Origin of the sequence: Streptomyces sp. Ag82_O1-12 (assembly GCF_900182715.1) — a bacterium.
GTDB lineage: Bacteria > Actinomycetota > Actinomycetes > Streptomycetales > Streptomycetaceae > Streptomyces > Streptomyces massasporeus.
This window is the reverse complement of the sequence record NZ_FXUW01000001.1, coordinates 5,554,953-5,569,112: the sequence shown is the minus strand read 5'-3', so window position 1 is coordinate 5,569,112 and position 14,160 is coordinate 5,554,953. Positions and strand designations below refer to the sequence as shown.

The window sequence follows — 14,160 nt, the reverse complement described above, 5'->3', positions numbered from 1 at the left end:
GCATCGATCGGCGCACGGCCGCACAAGGGGGCGCATGGCCAATATGGTCAGGGCATGACGACCGAGCCTCACTCCTTCCCCCGACGGCACGCCCGTACCCAGCGCTTCACGCTCGGCGCGCCGCGTTCGTTCACCGTGGCGCCCGACGGTTCACGTGTCGTGTTTTTGCGCTCCGGTTCCGGTACGGACCGGGCGAATTCGCTCTGGGTCCTCGACACGGAGGAGGGCGGGGAGCGCGTCGCCGCCGACCCGGGCGCCCTGCTGGGCGGTGCCTCGGAGGACCTCTCGCCCGAGGAGCGGGCCCGGCGCGAGCGCAGCCGCGAGGGCGGGGCCGGCATCGTCGGGTACGCCACCGACACGGCCGTCGAGCTGGCGTCTTTCGCCTTGTCAGGGCGGCTTTTCGCGGCCGAGCTGCGGGCCGGGACGGCGCGTCGGCTGCCCACGCCCGGACCGGTGATCGACCCGCGCCCGTCGCCCGACGGGCGGCACGTCGCGTACGTCGCGCAGGGGGCCCTGCGGGTGGTGGGCGCCGAGGGGGAGGGCGACCGGGCGCTCGCCGAGCCGGAGTCGGAGAATGTCTCATATGGACTGGCCGAGTTCATCGCGGCCGAGGAGATGGGGCGCTCCCGGGGCTTCTGGTGGGCTCCGGAGTCGGACCGGCTGCTCATGGCGCGGGTGGACGACACGTCGGTGCGACGGTGGTGGATCGCCGACCCCGCGCATCCGGAACGGGAGCCGCAGCGGGTGCCGTATCCGGCGGCGGGCACGGGCAACGCGGAGGTGCGGCTGTTCGTGATCGGCCTGGACGGGCCGCGCACGGAGGTCGCCTGGGACCGGAAGCGCTACCCGTACGTGGCGCATGTCCACTGGTCAGCGGCGGGTGCGCCGCTGCTGCTCGTACAGGCGCGCGACCAGCGCAGTCAGCTGATCCTGGCCGTGGATCCGGACACCGGCGCGACGCGGATGGTGCACGCCGACGAAGATCGAACATGGCTTGATCTTTTCCCCGGAGTGCCGTGCTGGAGCCCGTCGGGACAGCTGGTGCGGATCGCGGACGAGGGCGGTGCGCGGGTCCTGGCGGTCGGGGAACGGCCGCTCACGGGAGCGCAGTTGCACGTCCGGGCCGTGCTGGACGTCTCCGAGCACGACGTGCTGGTCTCGGCGTCCGCGGGCGCGGAGGCGGCCGGGGAGGCGGAGACGGGCCAGGTGCACGTGTACCGGGTGAACGAGCTGGGTGTGGAGCGGGTGTCGCAGGAGCCGGGCGTGCACGCGGCGGTGCGGGCCGGGGCGGTGACGGTTCTGGTCTCGGCGACGCTGAATCGGCCAGGTTCTCTGGTGCGGGTCCTGCGCGACGGAAAACCGACCAGGACTGTCCCCTCGTACGCCGAAGATCCCGGTATGTCCCCCCGCGTGACACTCGCCGAGGGGGGCGCACGGCGTGTCCCGTGCGCCGTGCTTATGCCTCGGGACTACGACGGTGACACCCCGCTGCCGGTGCTCATGGACCCCTATGGAGGGCCTCACGGCCAGCGGGTGGTCGCCGCGCACAACGCCCACCTCACGTCGCAGTGGTTCGCGGACCAGGGCTTCGCGGTCGTGGTCGCGGACGGCCGGGGCACCCCGGGCCGCTCCCCCGCCTGGGAGAAGGCGATCCACCACGACTTCACGCTGTCGCTGGACGACCAGGTGGACGCGCTGGAGGACCTCGCGAAGCGCCACCCCCTGGACCTGTCCCGGGTGGCGATCCGCGGCTGGTCCTTCGGCGGCTGGCTGGCGGGCCTGGCGGTGCTGCGCCGCCCTGACGTCTTCCACGCGGGCATCGCGGGCGCGCCGGTGACCGACTGGAGCCTGTACGACACCCACTACACGGAGCGCTACCTGGGCACGCCGGCGGAGCACCCGGAGTCGTACGCGAAGAGCTCCCTGGTCACTCCCGACGGACTGTCCTCCCCCGCCGAGCCGCACCGCCCGCTGATGATCGTGCACGGCCTCGCCGACGACAACGTCGTGGTCGCCCACGCCCTGCGCCTGTCCTCGGCCCTGCTCGCCGCAGGCCGCCCCCACGAGGTGCTGCCGCTGTCCGGCGTCACCCACATCACCCCGCAGGAACAGGTCGCCGAGAACCTGCTCCTCCTCCAGGTCGACTTCCTGAAGCGCTCCCTGGGCATCACACCCGCCTGAACACGGCGGCGGGCCGGAACGCCTCACAGCGCCCCGGCCCGCTTACGGCACCCGCACGGCCGTACGCCCACCAGCGTGACGCGTCCGTATATCGGAACCGGGTCGACGAAGTTGCCTGCGTGTTAACGCAGTTGGCGGGGGTTTGCGGGGGTGTGTGCCTCGGACGCATGCGGTCGGGCCCGGCCGCGCTCATCGCCGGCGACTGCTCGACCAGGATCCTCGAACGCCGGTTCCCGGCACCCCGTTGGAGGGATGCCGGGAACCGGTACGGACGTCGGAGCGGCGGGTCAGGCCGCGTGGACCACGTCCTTCTCCTCTGCGAAGTGGCAGGCCGACTCGTGGGCCGCCGGGGTGTCCTCGCCCTGGAAACGCTCGGGGATGGCCAGGAGGGGCACCTCCTGGGCGCACTTGTCCTGGGCCTTCCAGCAGCGGGTGCGGAAGCGGCAGCCCGAGGGCGGGTTGGCCGGGGACGGGACGTCGCCGGTGAGGATGATCCGCTCGCGGCCCTCGCGGGACTCGGGGTCGGGGACCGGGACGGCCGACAGCAGCGCCTGGGTGTAGGGGTGCGTCGGGTGGTCGTAGATCTCCGTGTCCGAGCCGATCTCGGCCATCTTGCCGAGGTACATCACACCCACGCGGTCCGAGATGTGCCGGACGATCGACAGGTCGTGCGCGATGAAGAGATACGAGAGGTTGAACTCGTTCTGCAGCTTCTCCATCAGGTTGATGACCTGCGCCTGGACGGACACGTCCAGCGCGGAGACCGGCTCGTCGCAGATGATGATCTCGGGGTTCAGGGCCAGGCCTCGGGCGATGCCGATGCGCTGGCGCTGACCGCCCGAGAACTGGTGCGGGTAGCGGTTGATGTACTCGGGGTTGAGGCCGACGACGTCCAGGAGGTCCTGGACCTTGCGGCGGCGGTCGCCCTTCGGCGCCACCTCGGGGTGGATCTCGAAGGTCTCCCCGATGATGTCGCCCACCGTCATACGGGGGTTGAGCGAGGTGTACGGGTCCTGGAACACCATCTGGATGTTCCGGCGGACCGCCTTCAGCGCGCGCCCGGACAGCTTGGTGATGTCCTGGCCCTTGTAGAAGATCTCGCCCGCGGTCGCCTTCTCCAGCATCATCAGCAGCTTGGCGACGGTGGACTTGCCACAGCCGGACTCGCCCACGATGCCGAGCGTCTCACCCTGGTAGAGGTCGAAGGAGACCCCGTCCACGGCCTTGACCGCGCCGATCTGACGCTTGAACAGGATGCCCTGGGTCAGCGGGAAGTGCTTGACCAGGTTGCGCACCTGAAGGATCGGCTCACCGCGCTCGACCGGCGCCTCGATGGCGGCCACGGCCTCCGCATCGGTGGCGGCCTCGATCGTCTCGACCTCGGTGACGTTGGGGGTGGCGTCCATGGACTCGTCCGTCTTGTCCAGCTCAGCCATGGATCGTCTCCTTCCAGAAGTGGCACGCGCTGCCGCGGCCGGGCAGCTCGCCGCCATCGCGCTCGGTGACCGGGTGCAGCAGCGGGACGTCCGTACGGCAGACGTCCTGTGCCTGCGGGCACCGTGGGTTGAAGGCGCAACCGGACGGGATACGCGTCAGGTTGGGCGGCAGGCCCTTGATCGCGTACAGGTCCTGGCCCTTCTGGTCCAGGCGCGGGATCGACTCCAGCAGACCCTTGGTGTAGGGGTGCGCGGGCCGCTTGTACAGCTCGTGCACGGGCGCGGTCTCCACGATCCGGCCCGCGTACATCACGGCGATCTTGTCCGCGACGTCGGCGACCACGCCGAGGTCGTGGGTGATCAGGATCAGGCCCATGTTGTACTCGCGCTGGAGCTCCGCGAGCAGGTCCATCACCTGGGCCTGGACCGTCACGTCGAGGGCCGTCGTCGGCTCGTCGGCGATGATCAGGTCCGGCTCCAGGGCGAGCGCCATCGCGATCATGATGCGCTGGCGCATACCGCCGGAGAACTGGTGCGGGTAGTCGCCGACGCGCTCCTTGGCGGCCGGGATCTTCACGCGGTCCATCAGCTCGATGGCCTTGGCCTTGGCGTCCTTCTTGCTCAGGCCCTGGTGGACACGGAACATCTCGCCGAGCTGGTAGCCGACGGACAGCACCGGGTTCAGCGCGGACAGCGCGTCCTGGAAGATCATGGCGATCTTCCTGCCGCGGACCTTGCGCCGGGCCTCGTTGGACATGGTGAGCATGTCCTCGCCGCGGTACAGGATCTGCCCCTGCGGGATCCGCCCGGGCGGCATGTCGAGAATGCCCATGATCGCCTGCGCGGTCACGGACTTGCCGGAGCCGGACTCGCCGAGCACGGCGAGGGTCTCGCCGGAGCTCACGGTGTAGTTGACGCCGTTGACGGCCTTGGCCACACCGTCACGGGTGTGGAACTCGACGTGCAGGTCGCGCACTTCGAGCAGGGGAACGTCACCCTCGGCCGCGCCGCGCGGCTCGGGGACGTTCCTGGTCTTGTCGATGGTGGTCACGTACGCCCTCCTCAGCGCAGCTTCGGGTCAAGGGCGTCGCGCACCGCGTCGCCGAGCATGATGAACGCGAAGACCGTGAGGCTGAGCATGCCCGCCGGGAACAGCAGCGTGTGCGGGTTGTCCCGGATCACCTTGCTGCCCTCGGAGATGTCGATGCCCCACGAGATCGTCGGGTCACTGAGGCCGAGGCCGAGGAACGACAGCGTCGCCTCAGCCGAGATGTAACCGCCGAGGGCGATCGTGGCCACGACGATGGTCGGCGCGACGGCGTTCGGCATCACGTGGCGGAACAGGATCCGCGGGGTGCCGGCGCCGAGCGCCCGGGCCGCCGTCACGTAGTCCGCCTGCTTGGCCGTGATCACCGAGCTGCGCATGACGCGGGCGATCGAGGTCCAGCCCAGGAAGGCCAGGGCCAGGATGACCACGTAGACCTTGCGCTCGGTGAAGGCGTTCAGGACGACCATCGTGCCGAGCAGGAACGGCAGGCCGAAGAAGATGTCGACGATCCGGGAGATCACCGAGTCGATCCAGCCGCCGAAGTAACCCGCCAGCATGCCGAGCAGACCGCCGAGCAGCGTCACGGCCGCGGTGACGCAGACGCCGACGAGGATCGAGGCTCGGGTGCCGTGGATGACACGCGAGTAGATCGAGCGGCCCTGCTGGTCGTAGCCGAACCAGTCGGGCTGGAAGAAGTGCCCCAGCTCCGGCTTGCCCAGGTAGTGGTGGACGAGGTCGCCGTCACGCGGGTCGACGCTGGTGAACCAGCCGGGGAACGCGGCGATCACGAGCAGCATGACCAGCAGCACCGAGGAGATCCAGAACATGGGCCGGTGGCGCAGGTCGTACCAGGCGTCGCCCCACAGGGAGCGGGGCTTGTCGCTCTTCTGCGTGCTCTCCTTGCCGGGTGCGTCGGCGGCCGGCGGGGCGATGGCGTCCACGGCCGCCGCGTCGGTGGTCTGGGCCTTGGTCACGTCAGGCATACCGGATCCTCGGGTCCAGGACCGCGTACAGCAGGTCGATGAGCAGGTTGATCAGGAGGATGACGAGGACGAGGACCGTCACCACACCCGTGACCGTCGAGCCCTCGCTCGTCTGGATCGCCCTGTAGAGGAGGTTGCCGACACCCTGGATGTTGAAGATGCCCTCGGTGATGACCGCGCCGCCGATGAAGCCGCCGACGTCGGTGCCGACGAAGGTGACGACGGGGATCAGCGAGTTGCGCAGCAGGTGGACACCGATGATGCGGCGCCGGGGCAGGCCCTTGGCGAGCGCGGTGCGGATGTAGTCGGCCCGCAGGTTCTCGGCGAAGGTCGTCCGGGTCAGCCGGGCCACATAGGCCATCGACAGCATGGCCAGGACGAACGCAGGCAGGAACAACTGCGAGTAGCTCGTGGAGTCCTGGACGTTGGGCGGCAGCCAGCCGAGCTCGTCGGCGAAGATGAACCGGGCGATGAAGCCGAGCACGAACACCGGGATGGAGATCACCGTCAGGGTGAAGACCAGCACGCCGGAGTCGGCGGCCTTACCGGCCCGCAGACCGGCCCACGCGCCGAGCCCCACACCGATGATGATCTCGATGGTGATGGCGAGCAGCGTCAGCCGCAGCGTCACCGGGAAGGCGTCGGCCATCAGGTCGGCGACCGGACGTCCGGCGAGGTTGTTGCCGAAGTCTCCTTGAACGAGCTTCAGCATGTAGTGGAAGTACTGCTCGAGGACGGGCTTGTCGAAGCCGTACTCGCGCTTGATCTGCGCGATCTGTGCGGGATCGGGAGCCTTGTCCCCGTAGATGGCCCGGACCGGGTCGCCCGGCAGGATGTGGACCATCAGAAAGATCAACAGAGTTGTCCCGATGAAGATCGGGATCATCTGGAGCAGTCGCCTGGCGGCGTAGCGCCCCATCTTGCGCCTCCATGCCGTGAGGGGTCGGCGAGGCCTGCGCACTCATCTACCGCAGGTGAGGGGGGTGAGGTGGAGGCCTGTGCCTACGGACCGGCGCCGCCGCTCCCCTTGTGCGGGAGAGGCGGCACCGGCCTGCGGTCGTCTGGTTACTTCTGCTTGACCTGGATGGTGTCGAAGATCGGGTCACCGTCCTGGCCGTACTCGATCTTGCCGAGGATGTTCTTGGACTGACCGCTGTTGACCTTGTAGAACCAGAGCGGAATCGCCGGCATGTCCTTGGCGAGGAGCTGCTCCGCGTTCTGGTACAGCTTCACGGTCTCGTCGATCGAGCTGGCCTTGTCCGCCTCGGAGCTCAGCTTGTCGAACTCCTTGTTGGCGTAACCGCTGGTGTTACCGGCCGCCTTGCTGCCGTACAGGTCGCGCATGAAGTTCGAGTTGACCGGGTAGTCGAGCACCCAGCCACCGCGGTACATGGACTTGACCTGGTCCTTGTCACGGGCGTCGAGGTCGGCCTGGAAGGTCGGCTTCGGGTCGCCGGTGCACTCCACGCCGGTGGACTTGCGGATCGAGTTGCAGACCGCGTCGACCCAGGGCTTGTGGTCCTGGTCGGCGTTGTACTGGATCTGGATCTTGTTGCCCGGGACGCCGCCACCCTCCTGGATGAGCTTCTTGGCCTGGGCCGGGTCGAACTTGACGATGTCGCCGAGCGCGCCCTTCTTGTAGCCGAGGACGCCCGGGGCGACGTAGGAGTCGGCCGGGGTACGCGTGCCCTGGAGGACGGTCTTGGTGATCGTCTGGCGGTCGATCGCCATGGACAGACCCTGGATGACCTTGGGGTCGATGTCCTTGAACTGCTTGGTGTAGAACGCCGGGACGATCGACTGGACGGCCGAGTACGGCTCGTCGATGGCGCGGTCGCCGAGGTCCGACTTGTAGTTCGTCAGCGCGGTGGTCGGGACCTGCTCGATCCAGTCCACGTTGTCCGAGCGCAGGTCCGAGTACGCGGCGTCGGCGGTCGTGTAGTTCTTGAAGTCGATGCCGCCGTTCTTGGCGACGTTCGGGCCCTTGTAGCCCGCGAACTTGCGGACCTTGATGAGCTTGTTGTGCTCCCAGGACACGAACTTGTACGGGCCGTTGCCGACCGGCTTCTGGCCGAAGCCCTTCGGGTCCTTGAAGAAGGCCTCGGGCAGCGGCGCCCACACGTCGTAGCCCAGCTTGTACGCGAAGTACGAGACCGGCTGCGTCAGCTTGATCGTGAAGGTGTTGTCGTCGACGACCTTCAGACCCGACATCTTGTCGCTCTTCGGGTCACCCTTCTCCGGGTGCACGTCCTCGAAGCCGACGATGTCCGCGAACCAGCTGGAGTTGGTCTGGTTGTTCTTGATGTTGGCGGACCAGTTCCAGGAGTCCACGTAGGACTTCGCGGTGACCGGGGTGCCGTCGTGGAACTTCCAGCCCGGCTTGAGCTTGACGGTCCACTCCGACGAGTCCTTGTTCGGCGTGACCGACTCGGCGTTGACGTACTCGAGCTTGCCGGTGCCGGGCTCGTAGTCGACCAGGCCGGCGAAGATCGTGCGCAGGACACGGCTGCCCTGGCTCTCCTTGGCGTTGGCCGGCTGGAGCGGGTTCTGCGGTTCGCTCAGCTGCGCAGTGACGATGCCGTTCGGGTCGGCCTTCCCCTTGTTCATGTCGTCGCCGGCACTGTCGTCGCCGCCGCCGCAGGCGGTGGCGGCCAGGGCGACGACTATCGCCCCCGCGACCCACTTGGCGCTCTTGGCACCGCGCATGGGTTCCTCCTATGAAGTCATTGGTTCACCGCGAAGGGAGCACACGGCACATCACGGCCCCCGCCCGTCGCCGGTGCCGGAATTCGTCGAGTGCCCCCGCGCTCGTGAGTCGCGCCGCTGCCGGCTACTGACCCGTACATCCGAGCTCTACGCGCCTAACTATCTGCCAAACGCCAGGACCGAACCACACTCTCGAGGTCTCGGTTCGATCACAGCTCTCGCCTACATCTTCCAAAATCCGGACAAAGGGTTTGGTGAAAGATCCCTGCGAAACGGACTTGTTACACATCTATCGGTGTCGGCTGTCCGCATTCCGGACACGAGAGTGAGATAAACCGCTTGCGACGTACCGTGGGTCCCGTGCAGGGTGCCACCGGAGTCTGTCGCGCGCTCAAGAAGCTTGTGCGGCAAGGCCGTTACACGTTCCCCGGGGTCGGGGAGGCGTGGCGCTTCCGGAGCAGGGTAGTGGGAGAAAACCGCCCCTGACGGCTGTCACCGGCAAATCGAGGGTTTTCCCTAACCCTCCCCTTCGCGTTCCCCCTCCTTTACACAACGGCACCGGGCACCCCGCTCCTGCGGGGTGCCCGGTGCCGTTGGTGAAGTGCGTCAGCCGTGCTTGGCGCGGCTCGCGGCGCGGGCGCGCTCGCGGCCGTCCAGGTTCACCTTGCGGATGCGCACGGCCTCCGGGGTGACCTCGACGCACTCGTCGTCCCGGCAGAACTCCAGGGACTGCTCCAGCGACAGCTTGCGCGGCGGGACGATCGCCTCGAACGAGTCGGCCGAGGAGGACCGCATGTTCGTGAGCTTCTTCTCCTTGGTGATGTTGACGTCCATGTCGTCGGAGCGCGAGTTCTCGCCGACGATCATGCCCTCGTACACCTCGGTGCCCGGGTCCACGAACAGCACACCGCGCTCCTGGAGGTTCGTCATCGCGAAGGCGGTGACGGCACCGGAGCGGTCGGCGACCAGCGAACCGTTGTTACGGGTCTGCAGGGTGCCGAACCAGGGCTCGAAGCCCTCGTGGATGGAGTGGCCGATGCCGGTTCCGCGGGTCTGGGTCAGGAACTCGGTCCGGAACCCGATGAGACCGCGGGACGGCACCACGAACTCCATGCGGACCCAGCCCGAGCCGTGGTTCGACATGTTGTCCATGCGGCCCTTGCGGACTCCCATGAGCTGCGTGACCGCGCCCATGTGCTCCTCGGGCACGTCGATCGTCATGCGCTCGACCGGCTCGTACGTCTTGCCGTCGACGTCCTTGGTGACGACCTGCGGCTTGCCGATGGTCAGCTCGAAGCCCTCACGGCGCATCTGCTCGACCAGGATGGCCAGCGCCAGCTCACCGCGGCCCTGCACCTCCCAGGCGTCGGGGCGCTCGGTGTCGAGCACGCGGAGGCTGACGTTACCGATCAGCTCGCGGTCGAGGCGGTCCTTGACCTGGCGGGCGGTGACCTTGCGGTCCTTGACCGCCGCCTTGTTGTCGGCGCCCTTGCCGGTGGCGCCACGGCCGACCAGCGGGGAGGTGTTGGTACCGATGACCATGGAGATCGCGGGCTCGTCGACCGTGATCAGCGGCAGCGCGACCGGGTTCTCCGGGTCGGCCAGGGTCTCGCCGATCATGATGTCCGGGATACCGGCGACCGCGCAGATGTCACCGGGGCCGGCCATCTCCGCCGGCTTGCGGGTGAGCGCCTCGGTCATCATCAGCTCGGAGATGCGGACGTTGCTGACGGACCCGTCGCGCTTCATCCACGCGACCGTCTGGCCCTTGCGCAGCTCGCCCTGCTCGACGCGGAGCAGCGCGATACGGCCGAGGAAGTTGTCGGCGTCCAGGTTGGTGACGTGGGCCTGGAGCGGGGCGGCCTCGTCGTACGTCGGGGCCGGGATGTGCTCCAGGATCGTGGAGAAGAACGGCTCCAGGCTGGTGGAGTCGGCGGGGACCGTGCCGTTGTCGGGCTTGGTCAGCGAGGCGATGCCGTCGCGGCCGCAGGCGTAGACGATCGGGAACTCGATCTGCTCCTCGTCGGCGTCCAGGTCGAGGAAGAGGTCGTACGTCTCGTTGACGACCTCGTCGATCCGGGAGTCCGGGCGGTCCGTCTTGTTGATGCACAGGATGACGGGCAGCCGCTGCTGGAGCGCCTTGCGCAGCACGAAGCGGGTCTGCGGGAGCGGGCCCTCGGAGGCGTCCACGAGCAGGACGACACCGTCGACCATCGACAGACCGCGCTCGACCTCGCCGCCGAAGTCGGCGTGACCGGGGGTGTCGATGATGTTGATGGTGATGACGTCCCCCCCGTCCTTCGGGTGGTACTTCACCGCCGTGTTCTTGGCCAGGATCGTGATGCCCTTCTCACGCTCCAGGTCGTTCGAGTCCATCATGCGGTCGTCGACGCCTTCGAGCTGGTGCGCGGCGAAGGCGCCGGCCTGCTTCAGCATGCCGTCGACGATGGTGGTCTTGCCGTGGTCGACGTGGGCGACGATAGCGACGTTGCGGATGTCGTGGCGCGTGGCCATAAAAGGCGTACTCCCGGAGTGGTGAGGAATGCCCTGCGCGTACGTCGGTGGTGCGCGGGCCCTGCCGGGCTCAACATGCCACGGCCTCACCCCATGGTACGGGGCCCCGGACGATGGGGTGAGCCGGGCTATGTCGACGCAGGTCAGGACCTGTTTCAGGGAGCTGCTCAGGCGCAGGAGCGCCGGGCGACCTCCCGGGCGAGGGCCGAGTCGGGGCGCTCGTCGCAGTCGGTGATGCCGGAGATGTCGACCGTCCAGTTCCGGGCGTGGCCCGAGACCGTCCTGCCGTCCGGGCAGGTGTAGCGGAAGTCCGCCGACACTTCCCGCACACCGGCGTACTGGACGAATTCTCCGGCCGCGTGGGGCGTGACACGGTCGTCGTCGAGGTCGGGGGCCGGGAGCCGGACGTCGGTGAACGACCAGGTGTCGCCGCCCGCCTCGGCCAGGGTGCGCGCGTCGGAGTCGATCTCGCCGATCTTCCTGCCGAGCGAGAAGAGGATCTCCGCGGGGGACGGGGCCGGCCCGTCGGCGCGTACCGAGGGTTTGGGGGTGTACACCCGCCGCATCCGGTTCCGCAGGCTGCCGTCGCCCTCTTCGAGCCGCTCGGACTCGGAGACGCCGGTCAGTCGGTCCCTCTTCGTGACGTGGGACCAGGTGAACGTGCCGCCCGCGCAGGCCTTCGCCACGGCCTTGCCGCCCTTGCCGCCCTTACTGTCCCCGTCGCCGCCCGCGTCCGCCGTGCAGGCCGTCAGCCCCGTGACCAACACCCCGATGACCACCCCGGCCATGCAGGCCCGCCCCACCATGTCGTGCATCCCCGGCTCCCGTCCCCCGCGTACGGACGCCCGGCGTCCGCACCATGATCGCTGCTGGCCTCATGGTGCGCACGCCGGGCGGGGAGCGGCAACGCGTTTGAGCGTTCTCAGAGCTACCGGGCGGGCGAGCCCTTGGCCGACGGGCCCGACGCGGGCTTCGCGCCCTTCTTCAGGAAGCCCATGTCCTCGTAGACCGGTGTGCCGAAGCCGAAGGCGCCGGTGTTGACCAGGTTCTTGCGGGCCGCGAGGAGCTGGGGGCGCTGGAAGAGGGGGATCGAGCCGGCCGCGGCCCAGATGCGGGAGTCGGCCTTGCGGATCAGGGAGCGGGACTCGCCCTCGTCGAGGGTGGCCACGGCCTCGTCGAAGAGCTGGTCGACCTGGTCCGTGCCGACGCGGGTGTAGTTCTGCTCGACGTTCAGCGAGCCGTCTGCGGCCGGGACGGGCTTGGCGTAGACGGGGCGGGCGTCGGTGGCGGGGTAGGCCGTGGCGGGCCAGGAGTACAGGGCGAGGTCGTACTGGCCGGAGGCGATGTGGTCCTTGAAGTAGGACTCGTCGGAGACCTTGGAGATCTCGGTGCCGATGCCGACGCGCTCCAGCATCCGGGAGATGCGGTCCGCGACCGTGCGCAGCGTCTGGGAGCCGGGCCCGGAGGGGAGCACGAAGCGCAGGGTGAGGGGCTTGCCGTTCTTGGCGAGCGGGGCGGCCTCCTGGTTCGCCGGGGCGGCCGTGCCCCGGGGGGCGTACGCGCCGGGGGCGCCGCCCTGGTGCGGGGCCTTGTACTGCTTGCCGTCCTGGGCGAGATGCCCCGCGGGGTCGGGGCCGTGGTGCGCCTTGTTGTCCTCGCCGGTGTCGTCGGCGTCGTCCTCGCCGGTGTCGTCGGCCTTCTTGCCCTCGGGGCCGGCGGCCTTCTCCTTCTTCTTCTCCTCCTTGATCGGGCCGCCGCGCACCCATCCGGCGTCCGCGAGCAGCGCCTGGGCCTCCTTGGTGTCCTGGCCGCCGAGGGCGCCGCTGTTGTCGGCGTAGTGGGCCTGGCCGGACAGGGCTAGGTGGCTGCCGACCGGGACGGCCGGCAGGCCGAGCGGCTTGAGGACGACCTGGGCCAGTTCCTTGCGGTCCAGCGCGCGGGCGACGGCCCTGCGGACGCGCTCGTCGGTGAGCGGGCCCTCGGCGCCGTTCAGGGCGAGCTGGGTGTAGGCCGGTTCCAGGGATTTGCGGACCTCGAAGCCGCCGAGGGCCTGCTGCTGCCGGGCGTACCCGACGGCGGCCTTGCGCAGCTTCTTGCGGGCGACGGTCTCCTCGTCGGCTGCGTCCTCGTCGGAGCCGTTGGCGACGGCCCAGGACTCCAGGGAGTCCGCGGCGGACCGGTCGGCGCCCGGGCCCATCAGCGGGCTGCCCGAGGCCTGGGGGCGGGCGGCGACGGTGATGCGGCGGGCCGCCGCGGGGTCGATCTCGGCCAGGTCGAGGGTGCCGGCGGCCAGCTCGGAAGCCCGCTTGTCGCGCGGGACGGTGCGCAGCACGATCTCGGAGAGCTTGGCCGGCTCGCCCCACCAGCGCGGGTTGCGGGCGAGGGTGATCTCCCCGTCCTCGCGGTCGGTCTTCTTCACCGTGAAGGGCCCGGCGGTGACCTTGAGCTTCTTGCGGGCCCCGTCGTTGAAGGAGTCCGGGGTGCCCATGACGTCCTTCGGGTACAGCGGCGAGAAGAGCGAGCGCCAGTCCGCGTAGGGGCGGCTGAAGGTGACCCTGACCTCCAGCGCGTTGTCGCCGCGCTCGATCTTCTGGATGCGGTCGTAGCCGGCGTTGCGGGCGGTCCAGTACGCGGTGTCCTTGCCGGACAGGGCGCGCCACTGGGCGGCGAAGTCGGCGGCGCCGATCTCCCGGCCGTCGCTCCAGACTGCCTGCTGGTTGAGCTTGTACAGGACGACCTGCTTGGGCTCGGTGTCGACGACCTTGGCGGACTCCAGGTAGTCGGGGTTGCGCTCCGGGCGGCCGGAGGCGTCCATGCGGAACATCGACGGCAGTACGGCCTGGGCGACGCGGGTGGTGGTGGCGTCGGCGTCCGACTGGAACGTGTTCAGCGTCTCGGGTACGGAGTCGACAGCCCAGCGCAGGGTGCCTCCGTCGGTGATCCGGTCACGGGGCGCGGGCTGGATGTCCTGCCCGGCGAGCGGCTTGCCGGACGGGTCCTCGGAACCGCATCCGGCGAGCGCGGGCACCGCGAGCACTCCCGCGGTGAGGAAGGCGACCGAGCGCGTGACCGCACGCGGGCCGACGCCGTGCTGGGACATCTGTGCTACCTCCGGGAAGCCGCGGGCGTTATGATCACTTTTGGCGGTATTTGGAGTTCATCTGATGTATGCCGCCACTGAAGAGGAAAGGGTTCGGCAACACAGGGCGACACGGCGGTCACGGGCGGGAAGCCACCCGTGCGGCCCAATGCACCGCACGGTGCACCCACACGCCTCGGCCAATCGATGCAC

General features: G+C 69.1%; 9 protein-coding genes. 1 reads left to right on the top strand and 8 read right to left on the bottom strand.

Going from position 1 to position 14,160, the window contains the following annotated elements; genetic code table 11:
- Positions 1 to 54 precede the first annotated feature (54 nt).
- Positions 55 to 2,181 carry a S9 family peptidase gene (locus QOL88_RS25695; protein ID WP_097220032.1) on the top strand — a complete coding sequence of 709 codons (2,127 nt, stop codon included), beginning with the start codon at positions 55 to 57 and terminating at the stop codon, positions 2,179 to 2,181.
- A gap of 287 nt (positions 2,182 to 2,468) precedes the next feature.
- Here the strand turns inward: QOL88_RS25695 and QOL88_RS25690 are convergent, their stop codons facing one another.
- The 8 genes from QOL88_RS25690 to QOL88_RS25655 form a co-directional block, all read right to left on the bottom strand.
- Positions 2,469 to 3,617 carry an ABC transporter ATP-binding protein gene (locus tag QOL88_RS25690; protein ID WP_097220029.1) on the bottom strand — a complete coding sequence of 383 codons (1,149 nt, stop codon included), beginning with the start codon at positions 3,615 to 3,617 and terminating at the stop codon, positions 2,469 to 2,471.
- Positions 3,610 to 4,668, bottom strand: coding sequence for an ABC transporter ATP-binding protein (locus tag QOL88_RS25685; RefSeq protein WP_097220027.1), 1,059 nt, complete (start codon positions 4,666 to 4,668; stop codon positions 3,610 to 3,612). The genes QOL88_RS25690 and QOL88_RS25685 overlap by 8 nt, the downstream gene beginning before the upstream one ends.
- A gap of 11 nt (positions 4,669 to 4,679) precedes the next feature.
- Complete coding sequence (locus QOL88_RS25680; protein ID WP_097220024.1) at positions 4,680 to 5,648, bottom strand: ABC transporter permease; 969 nt, start codon at positions 5,646 to 5,648, stop codon at positions 4,680 to 4,682.
- Entirely contained in the window at positions 5,641 to 6,567 is a 927-nt protein-coding gene (locus QOL88_RS25675; protein ID WP_097220021.1) for an ABC transporter permease, read from the bottom strand. The genes QOL88_RS25680 and QOL88_RS25675 overlap by 8 nt, the downstream gene beginning before the upstream one ends.
- A 146-nt stretch (positions 6,568 to 6,713) precedes the next feature.
- Positions 6,714 to 8,354, bottom strand: a complete 1,641-nt coding sequence (locus QOL88_RS25670; protein WP_097220019.1) for a peptide ABC transporter substrate-binding protein — start codon at positions 8,352 to 8,354, stop codon at positions 6,714 to 6,716.
- A gap of 606 nt (positions 8,355 to 8,960) precedes the next feature.
- Positions 8,961 to 10,868 (bottom strand): translational GTPase TypA, encoded by a 1,908-nt coding sequence (gene typA / locus QOL88_RS25665; RefSeq protein ID WP_097220017.1) that lies wholly within the window; start codon positions 10,866 to 10,868, stop codon positions 8,961 to 8,963.
- Between the two features lie 167 nt (positions 10,869 to 11,035).
- On the bottom strand, positions 11,036 to 11,683 hold the full coding sequence (locus QOL88_RS25660) for a hypothetical protein (protein WP_097220013.1): 648 nt from the start codon (positions 11,681 to 11,683) through the stop codon (positions 11,036 to 11,038).
- 113 nt (positions 11,684 to 11,796) lie between these two features.
- Positions 11,797 to 13,968, bottom strand: a complete 2,172-nt coding sequence (locus QOL88_RS25655) for an ABC transporter family substrate-binding protein (protein WP_097220010.1) — start codon at positions 13,966 to 13,968, stop codon at positions 11,797 to 11,799.
- Positions 13,969 to 14,160 lie beyond the last annotated feature (192 nt).